Below are 15,790 nucleotides of genomic sequence, written 5' to 3' on the forward strand. Positions count from 1 at the left end.
AGTTCCGTTTTAGCCTTTAAGGCGGTTTTCTAAGAAAGGCACCAGCTCTTCGTGTGCATGACGTAATAGTGCCTCAGTTGACTCCCAATTAATACAAGCGTCAGTGATAGATACGCCGTATTTCATCTCATCCAACGCCAGATCAGAAGATTGATTACCTTCATTGATGTGGCTCTCGATCATCAAACCGATGATCGACTTGTTCCCTTCACGGATTTGGTGAATCACATCTTCTGCAACCAATGGCTGACGACGGTAATCTTTGCGTGAGTTTGCATGGCTGCAATCCACCATCAATGACGCTTCAAGACCTGATTTCGCCATTTCTTGTTCGCATTCCGTAACGGATACTGAATCGTAGTTCGTCTGTTTACCACCACGTAAGATCACGTGGCCATTCGGGTTACCTTGGGTTGTGAGCAACGCAACTTGACCTTCACGGTTGATACCCATAAAGCGGTGGCTAGAAGAGGCGGCCTGCATCGCATTGATTGCGGTTGCCAAACTACCATCTGTGCCATTCTTAAAGCCAATCGGCATCGAAAGACCACTAGCCATCTCACGGTGTGTTTGTGATTCTGTTGTGCGTGCGCCGATCGCTGCCCAACTAAAAGTATCGGCTAAGTATTGTGGGCTAATTGGGTCAAGAGCTTCGGTTGCAAGTGGGATTTCCATTTCCGCCAGTTCCACCAGCAGTTCACGACCTACGTGCAGACCGTGTTCAATGTCGAAGCTGCCGTCTAGGTGTGGGTCATTGATCAGGCCTTTCCAGCCGACCGTAGTGCGCGGTTTCTCAAAGTAAACACGCATTACAATATACAGTTGGTCGCTTAGTTGTTCAGAAAGAGCTTTTAGACGCTTCGCGTAATCCTTTGCTGCTTCAATGTCATGGATAGAGCATGGTCCACATACAACAAGTAGGCGATGGTCTTTTTTGTGAATGATGTTGGCGATGGTTTGGCGAGATTCTTGAATAAAACGGCGTGCCTTTTCACTAAGAGGAAGCTTCACTTTTAGTTCATCTGGCGTAATAAGAACCTGTTCATCGCTGATGTTAATATTGCTCAATTCACTTTTTTGCATAATTCAAACCTGTATATTCATTTTTACACCCAACCAAATCCTTGGCGAGACAACTAAGCTTTAACGACAAGATAACAGGCTAAAAAAGAAAAACAAGCGTACATAATAAAAAACATTTACTGTAAAAATTAATTTACACACAAAGAAAAAGCCAAAGTCTAATGAGCTTTGGCTTCTAATTGGTGTTTTTAACAGTTTACAAGAGGTTTAGCTGGTCAAGCGTTTCATCGCTTCACTCGCCGCTTTCCACTCATGAGACAATTTGAGATCGCTTAAAGAAAACGACTGCTTTTTGAGTAGCGCATCCGCCAGTGGCACGGTTGAAACAGACAAGTTATCCAACACTTCAACTTGTGCTTCACGCTTATTACACATCAATAGCATATCGCAACCTGCTTTCATGGCTTGAGCCCCACGCTCAGCTGGGCTGCCCATGATCGCTGCGCCTTCCATCGTCAAATCATCGGAGAAAATTAAGCCTTTAAAACCAAGCTGTTGACGTAAAACGTGTTTCAACCAGTATTCAGAACCACTTGCGGGCTGAGAATCGTAGTTCGGGAAAATTACGTGAGCAGGCATCATAGCATCTAAAATACCGGCATCAATTTGCGCTTTGAAGATAGCCATGTCTTGTTCAAAAATATCGCTGCGCTCGTCGTATGGCGTTTCTAAGTGTGAGTCAGCAATCACACCACCATGACCTGGGAAGTGTTTTCCGGTCGTCGCCATTCCTACGCTCTTCATACCCTGCATATAAGCGGTGCTATAACGAAGGATGGTATCGGCATCTTCACCAAATGCACGGTTACCGATCGCTTTACATTGATGACCTTTGTCGAGCACGGGTGCAAAGCTTAAATCGATGTCGTGAGCAATCAACTCGGCTGCCATTAGCCAACCGCCCATACGTGCTAGCTCTTCGCCATTGTGATGTTTGGCGTATTCGTCGGCGGCAGGGATTAACGAGAAACCTTCACGAAAGCGTTGTACTCGCCCGCCCTCTTGATCCACACCAATCAGGAATGGGCGTTTCACAGCTTTGCGGATAGATTGAGTAAGTGCTTGAAGCTGTTCACTATCATGATAGTTACGAGTAAATAGGATCAAGCCACCAACCGTAGGATGTTCCAGAATTTCTTTGTCTTCTGCGGTCAGTTCATAACCCGCAACGTCAACCCATAACGGTCCCATTTTTTCTCCTCAAAATCGGCTGAATATCTCGTATTCGATGAGGTTATTCGCTTCAGATTTGCTTTACAATAAGTGAATGAAGAATTGACGAGATCGGCTATGAAATTTAACGAACTGTACATTGGTGTGATGTCTGGAACCAGTATGGACGGCGTTGATACCGCTCTGGTTGAGATTACAGATAATCACGTTCGCTTAATTGCGCACGACGACTATCCAATGCCTGCGGCGATGAAAGAAATGCTGTTATCGGTTTGTACCGGTCAAGCGACAAACTTAAAAGCCATCGGTGAACTTGACCACCAGCTCGGCCACCTATTTGCAGATGCCGTGTTGCAGCTACTCAATAAGTCTGGTTACGTCGCAGAACAAATTCGTGCGATTGGTAATCACGGTCAGACAGTGTTCCATCAGCCTACCGGAGACTTGCCATTTACCACTCAATTGGGCGATGCCAACATTATCGCGGTCAAAACAGGCATTGATACGGTAGCGGATTTTCGTCGTAAAGACATGGCGCTGGGTGGACAAGGTGCTCCACTGGTTCCCGCTTTTCACAAAAGCATCTTTGCCATGCAAGATTCCACAACGGTCGTGCTAAACATCGGCGGCATTGCCAACATTTCGGTTTTGCATCCGCAGCAACCCGTGCACGGCTACGATACAGGGCCGGGCAATATGTTGATGGACGCATGGTGTGAGCGACATACAGGTCACGGTTTCGACAAAGACGCGCAACTTGCCCTGCGAGGCAGCGTCAACGAAGCATTGCTGGCTCATTTACTTAAAGAGCCTTATCTCGCAATGTCTGCCCCAAAGAGTACTGGACGTGAACTGTTCAACATGGATTGGCTACATCACCAGTTAGCCAATTACGATGTATCCGTCGAAGACGTCCAACGCACCTTGTGCGAATACACCGCGATCACTATTGCGCATGACGTAACAAAGTTCACGTATGGCGAGACTCCTCAGCTGTTGGTTTGCGGCGGCGGTGCACGCAACCCACTGTTGATGCAACGTTTAGCGGAACTTCTCCCCCAATGGCATGTGGCAACCACTACCGATAAAGGCGTTGATGGCGACTACATGGAAGCAATGGCGTTTGCTTGGCTTGCGCAGCGCCATATTCATGGCCTCCCTAGCAATTTACCGGAAGTCACAGGGGCAAGTCGCCTCGCTTCACTTGGTGTGCTCTATTCAAAAAATTAAGGGCAATAGACCCTAAACAAAAAGGCTTAATTCATTATGACGAACGATGCACTTATCGCAGCTTTATCCCATTTGGTCTCTGAAGGGCGAAATCCAGACACCATGGACATCGACTTGCTGCCTTCTCTCGATATTGTTCAGCGCATCAACCAACAGGACAAACTCGTTCCGCTTGCCGTTGAAAAAGTGCTGCCTGAGATTGCTCAAGCGGTCGATAAGATCACCGACGCCTTTAAAGTGGGTGGACGCTTAATTTATATGGGTGCAGGCACGAGCGGCCGTTTAGGTGTACTGGATGCCTCGGAATGCCCACCAACGTTTGGCGTATCGGACAAAATGGTGATCGGCCTTATCGCTGGTGGCCCAGAAGCGATACTAAAAGCCAAAGAAGGTGCAGAGGACTCACCTCAACTTGGTGAGCAAGATTTAAAGGCTATCGACTTCAGCAGCAATGATGTACTGGTAGGAATAGCAGCCAGTGGTCGTACACCTTATGTGATTGGCGGTTTGGAATACGCGAATACGATTGGTGCAACTACCGTTGCGTTGTCGTGCAATCCGGATTCTCCTATCGCAGATATTGCCGATATCGCAATAAGCCCCGTTGTTGGCCCTGAAGCCTTGACGGGGTCCACTCGCTTAAAATCAGGCACCGCGCAAAAGTTAGTGCTCAACATGCTCACTACAGCAAGTATGATCCGTTTAGGTAAGAGCTACCAAAACTTGATGGTGGACGTGAAAGCGACCAACAACAAATTGGTCGCGCGTGCTGCTCGCATTGTTATGCAGGCGACGGAGTGCACTAAAGAAGAGGCAACCGAGGTACTTAAGCAGACCAATTATGAGGTGAAACTGGCGATCTTAATGATCTTGACCGATCTTGATATCGAGTCCGCACGTCAGCACCTTCATCATCAAGACGGCTTCTTGCGTAAAGCGGTAGAAAGCCATAAATCAAACTGACCTAATGTAAGAAGGTTGGACAGTAAAAAGGTGGCTCATGGGCCACCTTCTCTTTTCGCCGGAGCTAACACATCAAGCATCAATCCCCATCATACAACCACTCATCAAATTCGCGATTTAACTCGTTATTCACCTTACGCTTGATCTGGTCTGGATCAGTGGCATTTTTAACGCGTTCCACTTTATTCGTGTACTGGCTTGTCGCCTCGTTTACTTCCCGTTTCATTTTGTTTTGCACGTAAGTACCGTTGGTGAGATCTTCAATATCCCGCTTGGTATTATTGAGCGTATTCGTAATCTGATGCTTGTTATGGTCGTATTTGCGTTTCGCTTTGATCGTATCTTTCAGCACATTGCCGGCACTTGCGGTTAGCGGCAGTAATACTAACGCAACTAAAAAGTACTTTTTCATATTTCAATATCACTTATTACTCAATCTCAATGAGCCAAGTAGACCAAAGCGATCCGATAGAATTGTCAGAAGTTCAACAAGCCAAACTATCGTCTTGATTATGAAACAGAATGAGTCTTGCCGTTAACTACTGTATTTATTAATTACTGTATTCGTTCCAGCCTCGTTGCCATTCCATACGGAATTTTTGCGCTTGCTCAGTGCCCTCACAGACACCCTCATAATATTGGCCAGATAGACCCATTTGATAAGCAAAGTCTGGATTGCAATATTCAGCGACACCTTCCAAATAGCCACGGTCATAATCACCTGGGTTAGCAGTGCCTAACGTTTTCAGCTCTTTTACACTACGAGAAGTGTGCCCTGCGATGCCATCTTGATAACCAATCTGATACCAATCACCCGATTTGGCGAGATCTTCCGTGGTTGCAGCACACCCAGCCAATAATACCAGCGCCAACCCCAACGTCGCTTTTTTCATAACTCTTCCTTAACTGATTGTTTTCAAAACAAGCTTATCACTAATTCTCAGAATCTGCCGCTCAACACCCAGATTTCGCCACTCACGCTGCCGTTAAACCACTTAATGATGAAACGCGCCACTCACTAGCATCACAAACCACTCAATCGGTATATCGACCACTCGCTACTGTATTCGACCACTCATCTACTAAGCGAATGCATTTAACACAAGTGCCGCATAACATGCACCCTGAGATTAAAAAATTACCCTACCCAACCAAGGACAATTGCTATGATGTGGTTTCTAACTTGTGTCGCTGCCCTCATCGGCGGATACTTCATCTACGGCGCTTTCGTTGAGAAAATTTTCGGCATCAATGAGAAACGCCAAACCCCTGCACACACCAAAACGGATGGTGTTGACTTTGTTCCAATGTCAACAAAGAAGGTTTACCTAGTTCAGCTACTTAACATCGCAGGTGTTGGTCCTATCTTTGGCCCAATCATGGGTGCACTTTACGGCCCAGCCGCAATGCTTTGGATTGTTGTAGGTTGTATCTTTGCAGGTGCCGTACACGATTACTTCTCAGGTATGCTTTCTGTGCGTAACGGCGGTGCATCAGTGCCAACGATTACTGGTCGCTACCTAGGTAATGGCGCAAAACACTTTATGAATATCTTTGCCATTGTCCTGTTGCTTCTTGTTGGTGTGGTATTCGTATCAGCGCCAGCGGGCATGATCACAAACCTAATCAATGATCAAACCAGCCTAAACGTAAGCATGACAACAATGGTTGTGGTTATTTTTGCTTACTACATCATCGCGACAATCGTTCCAGTAGATAAGATCATCGGTCGTTTCTACCCTCTATTTGGCGCACTACTTATCTTCATGTCGGTTGGTCTAATGACTGCGGTTGCTCTATCTAGCGAGCACACAGTGATGGGTGATTTCCAAGTAACAGACATGTTCTCTAACCTAAACCCAAATGATATGCCTTTATGGCCTGCACTGTTCATCACTATCGCTTGTGGTGCAATCTCTGGCTTCCACGCAACTCAGTCGCCACTAATGGCGCGTTGTATGGAAAACGAGAAAAACGGTCGCTTCGTATTCTACGGTGCAATGATTGGTGAAGGTGTTATCGCTCTAATCTGGTGTGCTATCGCCCTATCATTCTTCGGCTCTCTAGAAGCGCTTTCTGAAGCAGTGAAAAACGGTGGTCCTGGTAACGTGGTATACAGCGCGTCATTTGGTCTACTAGGTGTATTCGGCGGTATCATTGCTTTCCTAGGTGTGGTTATCCTACCAATCACTTCAGGTGACACAGCGTTCCGCTCAAGCCGTCTAATCCTTGCTGAATACTTCAACATGGAACAGAAAACACTACGTAACCGTCTACTAATGGCTGTGCCGCTATTCGTTATCGGTGGTGTGTTGACTCAAGTAGACTTTGGCATCATCTGGCGTTACTTCGGCTTCGCAAACCAAACAACAGCAGTAATGATGTTGTGGACTGCGTCAGCTTACCTACTGCGTCACAACAAACTGCACTGGATTACAACTATCCCTGCAATGTTCATGACTACAGTGTGTGTAACTTTCATTCTGAACAACAGCTCACTAGGTTTCGGCCTACCAATGCAAGTGTCGACTATCGCGGGTGTCATCTTCTCCCTAGTCGTTACAGGTTACGTTATCAAAACCTCTAAAGGTAAAGGCGAATCTGAACTGGCGGATGAAGAAAAACCACAAGCAGTAACAGAAACTGCGTAAGCCACCTCATATTGACTGGTTAAGACAAGGAGCCTGCCGTTTGCAGGCTCTTTTTGTTTTATACCTAAATGACTTTAAAGGCCGATAAAACCTTGAGGTTGTTTAGGTATACAATAACAACATTAATTTCAGGTTAGGTTCGCTATGGAACTGGTTATCTCTCTCTTGCAGCAAATGTGTGTTTACTTAGTCTTGGCTTACATGCTGAGTAAAACACCCATCATCTTACCGCTACTGAGTATTTCGTCTCGCCTTAGCCATCGTTTGATTTGCTACGTGCTCTTTTCTGGCTTTTGTATCCTCGGGACGTACTTTGGTCTACACATCAATGATGCGATCGCCAACACCCGTGCCATTGGCGCTGTCATGGGTGGGTTGTTCGGCGGGCCAGTAGTCGGTTTTGCTGTCGGCTTAACTGGCGGGATTCATCGTTATTCCCTTGGCGGCTTTACCGACCTAGCCTGCGCTATTTCAACCACTGCTGAAGGCGTGATTGGTGGTTTATTGCATGTCTACCTTATCAAACGCAACAAGGGCGCATTGCTGTTCAACCCAAGCGTGGTGTTCAGCGTGACATTTGTTGCCGAAGTTGTGCAGATGATTTTGTTGTTGGCGGTAGCCAAACCCTTCGACCAAGCCTACGAACTGGTGTCAGCGATTGCCGCTCCGATGATCATTGCCAACTCGTTCGGTGCCGCACTTTTCATGAGCATCCTACAAGATAGAAAAACCATTTTTGAAAAGTACTCCGCTACCTTTTCACGCCGCGCGCTTACCATCGCCGATCGATCCGTAGGCATTTTGAGCAACGGTTTTAACACCGAGAATGCAGAAAAAATCGCTCGTATCATTTACGAAGAAACCAAGGTTGGCGCAGTTGCAATTACTGACCAAGAGAAGATTTTGGCGTTTGTCGGCATTGGCGATGACCACCATAGACCGAATACGCCTATTTCATCGCAAAGCACATTAGATTCGATGGAGAAAAACGACATCATCTACCTTGATGGTACAGAGCGTCCGTATCAGTGTTCTTTGGCGAAAGATTGCAAACTCGGTTCGGCGTTGATCATTCCATTGCGTGCGGGGAAAGCGGTCATCGGAACAATCAAACTCTATGAACCTAAGCGTAAGCTGTTCTCAACCGCCAACATGTCAATGGCAGAAGGGATAGCTCAGTTGCTCTCCAGCCAAATTTTGTATGGCGATTATCAACAACAACAAGCGCTGTTAGCGCAGGCAGAAATCAAACTGCTGCACGCGCAGGTAAACCCTCACTTTTTGTTTAATGCACTCAATACCATCAGTGCGATTACGCGCCGCGATCCAGATAAAGCCCGTGAATTAATTCAAAATTTATCGCACTTTTTCCGCAGCAACTTAAAGCAGAACATCAATACAGTGACACTGAAAGAAGAGCTTGCACACGTCAATTCTTACCTCAGTATCGAAAAAGCACGCTTCACGGATCGCTTGGAAGTAGAAATAGATATCGACCCAGAGTTGCTCGATATCAAGCTGCCAAGTTTCACACTTCAACCCTTGGTGGAAAATGCCATCAAACACGGCATCTCCAATATGCTTGAAGGTGGAAAAGTTAAAATTTACAGCGAAGCGCACCCTCAAGGACACCTGATTACGGTCGAGGACAACGCAGGCAGTTTCCAGCCACCAAAAGACAACCACTCAGGTTTAGGCTTGGAAATTGTAGACAAACGTCTCACTAATCAATTTGGGCGTGATTCAGCGCTAAAAATTGCGTGTGTGACGCATCAATTTACTAAAATGAGCTTTATCATTCCCCCGAAATCATAAACCCAATCAGCAGCAATAAAGGTAATGTTGGATGTTAACCGCACTCGTCATTGATGATGAACAGTTTGCTCGAGAAGAGCTGGCAGAGCTCTTGGATGAAACAGGTCAAGTGGAGGTGGTCGGTGATGCGTCCAATGCCATCTTGGGCCTCAAAAAAATCAACGAGCTCAAACCTGATGTGGTGTTCTTAGATATCCAAATGCCTCAAGTAACCGGGATCGAGCTGCTTGGCATGCTCGATCCTGAAACCATGCCGTATGTGGTTTTTGTTACCGCTTATGACCAATACGCAATCCAAGCTTTTGAAGACAACGCGTTTGATTATCTCCTCAAACCTGTCGACCCATGCCGCTTGAACAAAACCGTTAAGCGCCTAAACAAGGTGATCAGTCAATCAGCGTTAACTCAACAACTGTCTGCGATTACACCCGATACTTTGGATCAAATTCCTTGTATTGGACACAATCGGATTGTGATCATGGCAACCGAGACGGTGGAATGTGCTTATAGCGATATTAGCGGTGTGCATGTACGTTCCACCAGCCAAACAGCAAGCACTCAGCTCACGTTAAAAACACTGGAAGAAAAAACGCCCTTAGTGCGTTGTCATCGCCAATATTTAGTGAGCATTAAAGCCATCAGTGAAATCAAGCTGCTGGAAAATGGTCTAGCCGAAATCATCACCAAAACAGGCTTTGAGATCCCTGTAAGCCGTCGTTACCTCAAAGTACTCAAAGAGATGCTAGGTATCAGCCACTAAGTGCCGAATATGAGCGAAACATGCGATCAAAAAAGGCGACCTTGAGGTCGCCTTTTGAATATTCGATAAATGGATATCAGTCCACTTGCTTGATTTGCAGCTCTTTTGGTACTTCGAAGAACATGTTTTCTTCTCGACCTAAGACTTCATCGACTGAGCGTGCACCCACTAGCTCTTTGATACGCTCAAGAATCTGATTCACCAACTCTTCTGGCGCAGAAGCACCCGCTGTCACACCTACTTTTGTCTTGCCTTCAAACCACTCTGGCTTGATATCTTCAGGACAATCCGTCAAGTAACCAGGCGTGCCAAGTTTCTCAGCCAACTCTTTAAGACGAGTAGAGTTTGAAGAATTCTTAGAACCCACAACCACCATTACATCCACATCACCAGCCAGCTCTCGCACGGCATCTTGGCGGTTTTGTGTTGCGTAACAAATATCGTCTTTACGTGGGCCTTGGATGTCAGGAAATACGCGGCGTAGCTCTTCAATCACATCAGCGGTTTCATCGACAGACAATGTGGTTTGGCTTACATAGTGCAGATCCGATGGATCTTTCACGATCGCTTTTAGTTTTTCAACGTCCGTAGGAGTTTCCACTAAGTACATGCCGCCAGTTTCGCTTGAGTACTGACCCATCGTACCTTCGACTTCTGGGTGACCAGCGTGACCAATCAGAACCACTTCCATATTGCGGCGGCTTGCACGCGCAACTTCCATATGAACTTTCGTTACCAATGGGCAGGTTGCATCAAATACCGTCAGATCACGCTGTTTTGCTTCTTGGCGAACCGCTTGCGATACACCATGAGCAGAGAAAATCACGATGTTGTTGTCAGGCACTTCATGTAGCTCTTCAACGAAGATAGCGCCTCGTTGCTTTAGCCCCTCAACCACAAAACGGTTATGTACCACTTCATGGCGAACATAAATCGGTGGCTGATACAGCTCTAGCGCACGCTCTACGATGCTAATCGCACGGTCAACACCAGCACAAAAACCGCGTGGGTTAGCTAATAGGATTTTCATTTCATTGCTCATGGAAATTATCTTTTATTGGGTTGGCTATTCTACTGACAAAATTTCGACTTCGAAAGTCACGTCTTGTCCCGCTAGAGGGTGATTAAAGTCTACCGTTACCGAATCGCCAGCAATCTCAGTAATGATGCCCGGAATTTCCATACCATCAGGGCCACTGAAAGCCATGATAGTACCGACTTCAACTTCCGCTTCACCAACAAATTTGGTGCGATCCATATGATGAATATGGTCTGGATTAGGCATACCAAAAGCATCTTGCGCTTTGAGTTCAATCGCTTTGTTCTCACCAGATTGGAGCCCCACCAAGCACTGCTCGAAGTTATCACTCAGGCTGCCGTCACCCATCACAAATTTCGCTGGTTTGCCCATATTATGAGTGCTGTCTGCCACCGAACCATCTTTCATTTTGATCGTAAAGTGCAGGGTTACTACCGAATCATTCGTTATTGTTGTCACGTTACTGCTTCCTTGTTCTTGGGTCATTACGTCTATCCGCTTTGTCTTTTTATACACTGATGTGCGGATTTGCGCTCCAACATAATAAAAAGCGTCGTACGAATCAACGGACGACGCTTAGGGTTATTCGACTTTTCCAATATACATGGCCACGATTTAGGCTTTTGCTGTGTCTTTCTTGCGAAAGCCGTCTAGGATAATCATCGCCGCACCAAGACAAATCGCCATATCAGCAAGGTTAAATGCCGGCCAGTGATAATTGCCCCAGTAGAAGTCTAAGTAATCGACCACAAAACCATGGATCACGCGGTCAAATACGTTGCCAACTGCACCGCCAATAATCATGGCGTAAGCAATGTTGTTCCACTTTTCTTTTGCAGGAAGCTTACTCATCCAATAAGTCAAAAGACCTGTGACTACAAACGCGATACCGGTAAACAACCAACGTTGCCAACCCGCTTGATCGCTCAAAAAGCTGAAAGCTGCGCCATAGTTGTGAACATAGAGAAGATTGAAGAAAGGCAAAATTTCAATTCGGTTTGCCCAGCCATATCCCATGTTGTTCATGACAACGTATTTAATGCCTATATCGGCCAAAAAAATCACAATCGCTAGCCACAGCCAACGTACACCTGATTGCTTTAACGTCAGTGCTTTTTCACTCATTACTTTACCTACAAACAGCCCCAGTAAATACTGGGGCTGTTAATTTTAAAAAAAGTTCAGTCGTTCTAGGCAATTACGCGAATTTACGTACTTCACCTTCGCCATCAACGTTAGATACACAGCGACCACAAATCTTCTCGTGACCCGCAATTGTGCCTACGTCTGGCGTGTGGTGCCAACAACGATCACACTTCTCAGCTTCTGTCGCTTTCACTTCAACAAACAGACCTTCGATGTCTGTTGCTTGTGCCGCGTCAGATTTCTCGCTTAAAGGCTTAACTGCTGCTGCAGACGTCAGTAGCACAAAGCGTAACTCGTCTTCTAGCTTGTTGATTTTCGCCGCTAGTGCGTCATCAGCAAATAGAGTTAGCTCAGCTTGTAGTGCACCACCGATGGTTTTCTCTGCACGCGCCGCTTCAAGAAGTTTGTTCACCGCACCACGAACTTTCTGAATTTCAGTCCAGAATTCGTTGTTCAGCTCTTCACCTTCCGCTAGACCAAATAGACCATCGAACCACTCACCTGTGAACACGAATTTTTCGCGCTCGCCTGGCATCTCGTTCCAGATCTCATCTGCGGTGAATGACATGATTGGCGCCATCCAACGAACTAGTGCTTCTACGATGTAGTAAAGTGCAGTCTGACAGCTACGTTGAGCGTGGCCGCCCTGCTTCGCTGTGTACTGACGGTCTTTGATTACGTCTAGGTAGAATGAGCCCATCTCGATAGAACAGAACTGCATTAGACGCTGAGTTACGGCGTGGATGTTGTATTCATCGTACGCTTTGATGATCTCTTCTTGCGCAGCAAGTGCACGACCAACTGCCCAACGGTCTAGCGCCACCATTTCTTCAGCAGGAACAATGTCTGTTGCTGGGTTGAAGCCATTTAGGTTCGCAAGGAAGAAACGCGCTGTGTTACGGATGCGACGGTACGCATCTGCAGAACGTTTTAGGATTTCATCAGAAACCGCAACTTCACCAGTGTAGTCTGTAGATGCAACCCATAGACGCAAAATGTCTGCACCAAGTTTGTTCGTTACGTCTTTTGGTGCAACCACGTTACCGATAGATTTAGACATCTTACGGCCGTGACCATCAACCACGAAACCGTGCGTCAGAACTTGTTTGTATGGCGCTACACCTTTCATCGCAATTGATGAAATTAGAGAAGACTGGAACCAACCACGGTGTTGGTCAGAACCTTCAAGGTATAGGTCGGCACTGTTACCGTTGTACTCTTCACGAGCATCAACAACTGAGAAGTGCGTAACACCTGAATCGAACCATACGTCTAGCGTATCGAGTACTTTTTCGTACTGCTCTGCTTCGTCGCCTAGTAGTTCAGCTGCGTCTACATCCCACCATGCTTGGATGCCTTTTTCTTCAACAAGCTTCGCTACTTTTTCAATTAGCTCTAACGTGTTTGGATGAAGTTCTGCTGTTTCTTTATGAACAAACAGAGCGATTGGTACACCCCAAGTACGTTGACGAGAGATACACCACTCAGGACGACCTTCGATCATACCTTCGATACGGCTTTGACCCCACTCAGGCATCCACTGAACACCTTTGATTGACTCTAGTGCTTTTGCACGTAGGCCAGCTTGGTCCATTGATACGAACCATTGCGGTGTTGCGCGGAAGATGATTGGAGTCTTATGACGCCAACAGTGCGGGTAGCTATGCTCGTAAGCGTGATGATGTAGTAGCGCGCCTTTTTCTTTTAGCGTTTCTACGACAGCGTCATTCGCTTTGAATACGTGCTGGCCAGCAAAAAGCTCAGTGTCTGGTAGGTAAACACCGTTTGAGCCCACTGGGTTTGCCACTTCTAGGTTGTACTTTTGACCAACCGCAAAGTCTTCCTGACCATGGCCAGGTGCCGTGTGAACAACACCAGTACCTGAGTCAGTCGTCACGTGATCACCAAGGATCGCTGGAACTGTGAAATCGTAGAATGGGTGTTGGAACTGTGAAAGCTCTAAATCCGCACCTTTCGCAAAACCAAGGTTATGGAAGTGCTCGATACCCGCGCGATCCATCACATCTTTTGCCAATTCAGCAGCAACGATAATACGCTCAGGGTTGTCACCCTCAACTTGGATTAGCACGTACTCAAGATCATCACGTAGACATACTGCGCGGTTTGCCGGCAGAGTCCAAGGAGTGGTTGTCCAGATAACGATTGAAACGTCACCCTTACCTTCGTGACCTTCCGTCAATTCAAATTTAGATAGCAGCGCAGCTTCGTCCGCTGTTTTAAAACGTACGTCGATAGATGGCGATACTTTATCTTTGTATTCTACTTCTGCTTCTGCAAGTGCAGAACCACAATCCGTACACCAGTGAACAGGTTTGAAACCTTTTAATAGGTGGCCATTACTTGCGATTTTACCAAGCGCACGAATGATGTTCGCTTCAGTTGCGAAATCCATAGTGCGGTATGGCTTATCCCACTCACCCATGATGCCAAGACGCTTGAAGCTTTCTTTCTGACCTTCAACCTGACCTGCTGCGTATTCGCGACATTTTTCGCGGAATTCCGCTGCCGTTACTTTTTGGCCTGGTTTGCCTACTTTCTTTTCTACCATCAATTCGATTGGCAGACCGTGGCAGTCCCAGCCTGGGATGTAAGGTGCGTCAAAACCTGAAAGTGTTTTGGATTTAATAATAATGTCTTTAAGAATCTTGTTTAGTGCGTGACCAATGTGAATGTCACCATTTGCGTAAGGAGGGCCATCGTGCAATACGAATGACTTTTTGCCTTTTTTAGCTTTACGGATTTCACCGTAAAGATCTTCTTTGTACCAACGCTCAAGCATTTCTGGCTCACGATTAGCCAGGTTGCCGCGCATTGGAAACCCTGTTTCAGGTAAGTTCAGGGTATCTTTATACTCACTCATCGATTCTTAATTCCGTTATATTGGGCGAAAATTAGACATTATGTCGAACGGTGGAATAAACCGTTCAACTCTTAAGCTGACGCAGCCACACCCTTGCTGCTTCAGCATCCAATTCGATTTGTTGTTTAAGTGCTTCAAACGACTCAAACTTTTGCTCATCTCGAAGTTTGTGCAAAAGTTCCACTTCTAGTTGCTTGCCATATAAATTGGCATGAAAGTCAAATAAGTGTACTTCTAACTGTTGGCGAACGCCATTTACTGTAGGTCGTTGGCCAATATTAGCCACGCCACCGACTGGCTTATCACCCAAGCCTAGCGCTTGAACAACATAGACTCCGGAAACCGGAGAAACACAACGTTTCAGTGGAATATTGGCCGTCGGGAACCCAATGGTTCTTCCTAACTTTCTTCCGTGTGAAACGCGACCGCTGATGCTGTAATCTCTTCCCAGCATCTCTTGTGCGGCATGCAAATCGTCACGAGCTAAGGCTTCGCGAATCGCGGTGCTACTCACTCGTAACTGTTGTAAACAAAAGCTTTGGGTACTGACGACTTCAAAGCCGTATTTTTCCCCAGCTTCCTGCAACATAGCAAAGTTACCTAAACGGCCTTTGCCAAAGCAGAAATCATCACCAACGACAAGAAACTTAACACCCAAACGCTCGACCAACAAGTCGCGGATAAACTCTTCCGCTGTCAGGCTGGCAAAATGGCGATTAAAGTTGACGCAAAGCAAACGGTCGATGTCGAGCTTGCTTAATTGAACGAACTTGTCGCGCAGTCGCGTCAACCTTGCGGGCGCTTTGTCTTTGGCAAACAGCTCCATTGGCTGAGGTTCAAAGGTCATCACAACCGACGGTAACGAAAGTTTCTCCGCTTGCTCAGACACTTGCTGCAATACTTGTTGATGGCCTTTGTGTACGCCATCGAAATTGCCGATCGTCAACACACAACCATAATGGTGTGGTGCGATATTATGAATGCCTCTAATCAGTTCCATTGGATACTGCGTTCTGCCTCTGTTTTTACTTTGCACTGTGTGAAACTGA

At 46.4% G+C, this 15,790-nt stretch carries 14 protein-coding genes; 5 read left to right on the top strand and 9 right to left on the bottom strand.

Annotation, left to right across the window (positions count from 1 at the left end; all coding sequences use genetic code 11):
- Positions 1–9: 9 nt before the first annotated feature.
- Both NL646_RS17680 and nagZ read right to left on the bottom strand, forming a co-directional pair.
- A complete protein-coding gene (locus tag NL646_RS17680; RefSeq protein WP_005488320.1) occupies positions 10–1,083 on the bottom strand; it encodes a 3-deoxy-7-phosphoheptulonate synthase in 1,074 nt (357 codons plus the stop codon).
- Positions 1,084–1,290: 207 nt separating this feature from the next.
- Complete coding sequence (nagZ, locus tag NL646_RS17685; RefSeq protein ID WP_029807312.1) at positions 1,291–2,274, bottom strand: beta-N-acetylhexosaminidase; 984 nt, start codon at positions 2,272–2,274, stop codon at positions 1,291–1,293.
- 99 nt (positions 2,275–2,373) lie between these two features.
- Here nagZ and NL646_RS17690 point away from each other — a divergent pair, with 99 nt between their 5' ends.
- Positions 2,374–3,486 (top strand): anhydro-N-acetylmuramic acid kinase, encoded by a 1,113-nt coding sequence (locus NL646_RS17690; protein WP_025633162.1) that lies wholly within the window; start codon positions 2,374–2,376, stop codon positions 3,484–3,486.
- A gap of 36 nt (positions 3,487–3,522) precedes the next feature.
- On the top strand, positions 3,523–4,449 hold the full coding sequence (murQ, locus tag NL646_RS17695; RefSeq protein WP_005477926.1) for an N-acetylmuramic acid 6-phosphate etherase: 927 nt from the start codon (positions 3,523–3,525) through the stop codon (positions 4,447–4,449).
- 79 nt (positions 4,450–4,528) lie between these two features.
- Here the strand turns inward: murQ and NL646_RS17700 are convergent, their stop codons facing one another.
- Entirely contained in the window at positions 4,529–4,861 is a 333-nt protein-coding gene (locus tag NL646_RS17700; RefSeq protein ID WP_029999935.1) for a hypothetical protein, read from the bottom strand.
- Between the two features lie 139 nt (positions 4,862–5,000).
- Positions 5,001–5,342 carry a DUF2799 domain-containing protein gene (locus tag NL646_RS17705; RefSeq protein WP_005460271.1) on the bottom strand — a complete coding sequence of 114 codons (342 nt, stop codon included), beginning with the start codon at positions 5,340–5,342 and terminating at the stop codon, positions 5,001–5,003.
- Positions 5,343–5,615: 273 nt separating this feature from the next.
- Between NL646_RS17705 and NL646_RS17710 the strand changes: the two genes are divergently transcribed.
- From NL646_RS17710 to btsR, 3 genes are all read left to right on the top strand, one after another.
- Positions 5,616–7,100, top strand: coding sequence for a carbon starvation protein A (locus NL646_RS17710; RefSeq protein WP_005477897.1), 1,485 nt, complete (start codon positions 5,616–5,618; stop codon positions 7,098–7,100).
- Between the two features lie 144 nt (positions 7,101–7,244).
- The gene (locus NL646_RS17715) at positions 7,245–8,915 is read left to right on the top strand and encodes a sensor histidine kinase (RefSeq protein WP_005488281.1); all 1,671 of its coding nucleotides are present in this window, start codon (positions 7,245–7,247) and stop codon (positions 8,913–8,915) included.
- 31 nt (positions 8,916–8,946) lie between these two features.
- Positions 8,947–9,675 carry a two-component system response regulator BtsR gene (btsR, locus tag NL646_RS17720; RefSeq protein ID WP_005460295.1) on the top strand — a complete coding sequence of 243 codons (729 nt, stop codon included), beginning with the start codon at positions 8,947–8,949 and terminating at the stop codon, positions 9,673–9,675.
- 76 nt (positions 9,676–9,751) lie between these two features.
- Here the strand turns inward: btsR and ispH are convergent, their stop codons facing one another.
- The 5 genes from ispH to ribF form a co-directional block, all read right to left on the bottom strand.
- Positions 9,752–10,717 (bottom strand): 4-hydroxy-3-methylbut-2-enyl diphosphate reductase, encoded by a 966-nt coding sequence (gene ispH / locus NL646_RS17725; protein ID WP_025507039.1) that lies wholly within the window; start codon positions 10,715–10,717, stop codon positions 9,752–9,754.
- A gap of 24 nt (positions 10,718–10,741) precedes the next feature.
- Complete coding sequence (fkpB, locus tag NL646_RS17730) at positions 10,742–11,173, bottom strand: FKBP-type peptidyl-prolyl cis-trans isomerase (protein ID WP_025622202.1); 432 nt, start codon at positions 11,171–11,173, stop codon at positions 10,742–10,744.
- Between the two features lie 156 nt (positions 11,174–11,329).
- Positions 11,330–11,839, bottom strand: a complete 510-nt coding sequence (gene lspA / locus NL646_RS17735) for a signal peptidase II (protein ID WP_005460289.1) — start codon at positions 11,837–11,839, stop codon at positions 11,330–11,332.
- Positions 11,840–11,912: 73 nt separating this feature from the next.
- Positions 11,913–14,741 carry an isoleucine--tRNA ligase gene (ileS, locus tag NL646_RS17740; protein WP_005488293.1) on the bottom strand — a complete coding sequence of 943 codons (2,829 nt, stop codon included), beginning with the start codon at positions 14,739–14,741 and terminating at the stop codon, positions 11,913–11,915.
- A gap of 64 nt (positions 14,742–14,805) precedes the next feature.
- Positions 14,806–15,741: a bifunctional riboflavin kinase/FAD synthetase gene (gene ribF, locus NL646_RS17745; protein ID WP_005477935.1), complete on the bottom strand. Its 936-nt coding sequence runs from the start codon at positions 15,739–15,741 to the stop codon at positions 14,806–14,808.
- Positions 15,742–15,790: the final 49 nt, after the last annotated feature.

It is taken from the genome of Vibrio sp. Y20_XG_PY13, from assembly GCF_024181925.1.
GTDB classification, from domain to species: domain Bacteria; phylum Pseudomonadota; class Gammaproteobacteria; order Enterobacterales; family Vibrionaceae; genus Vibrio; species Vibrio parahaemolyticus.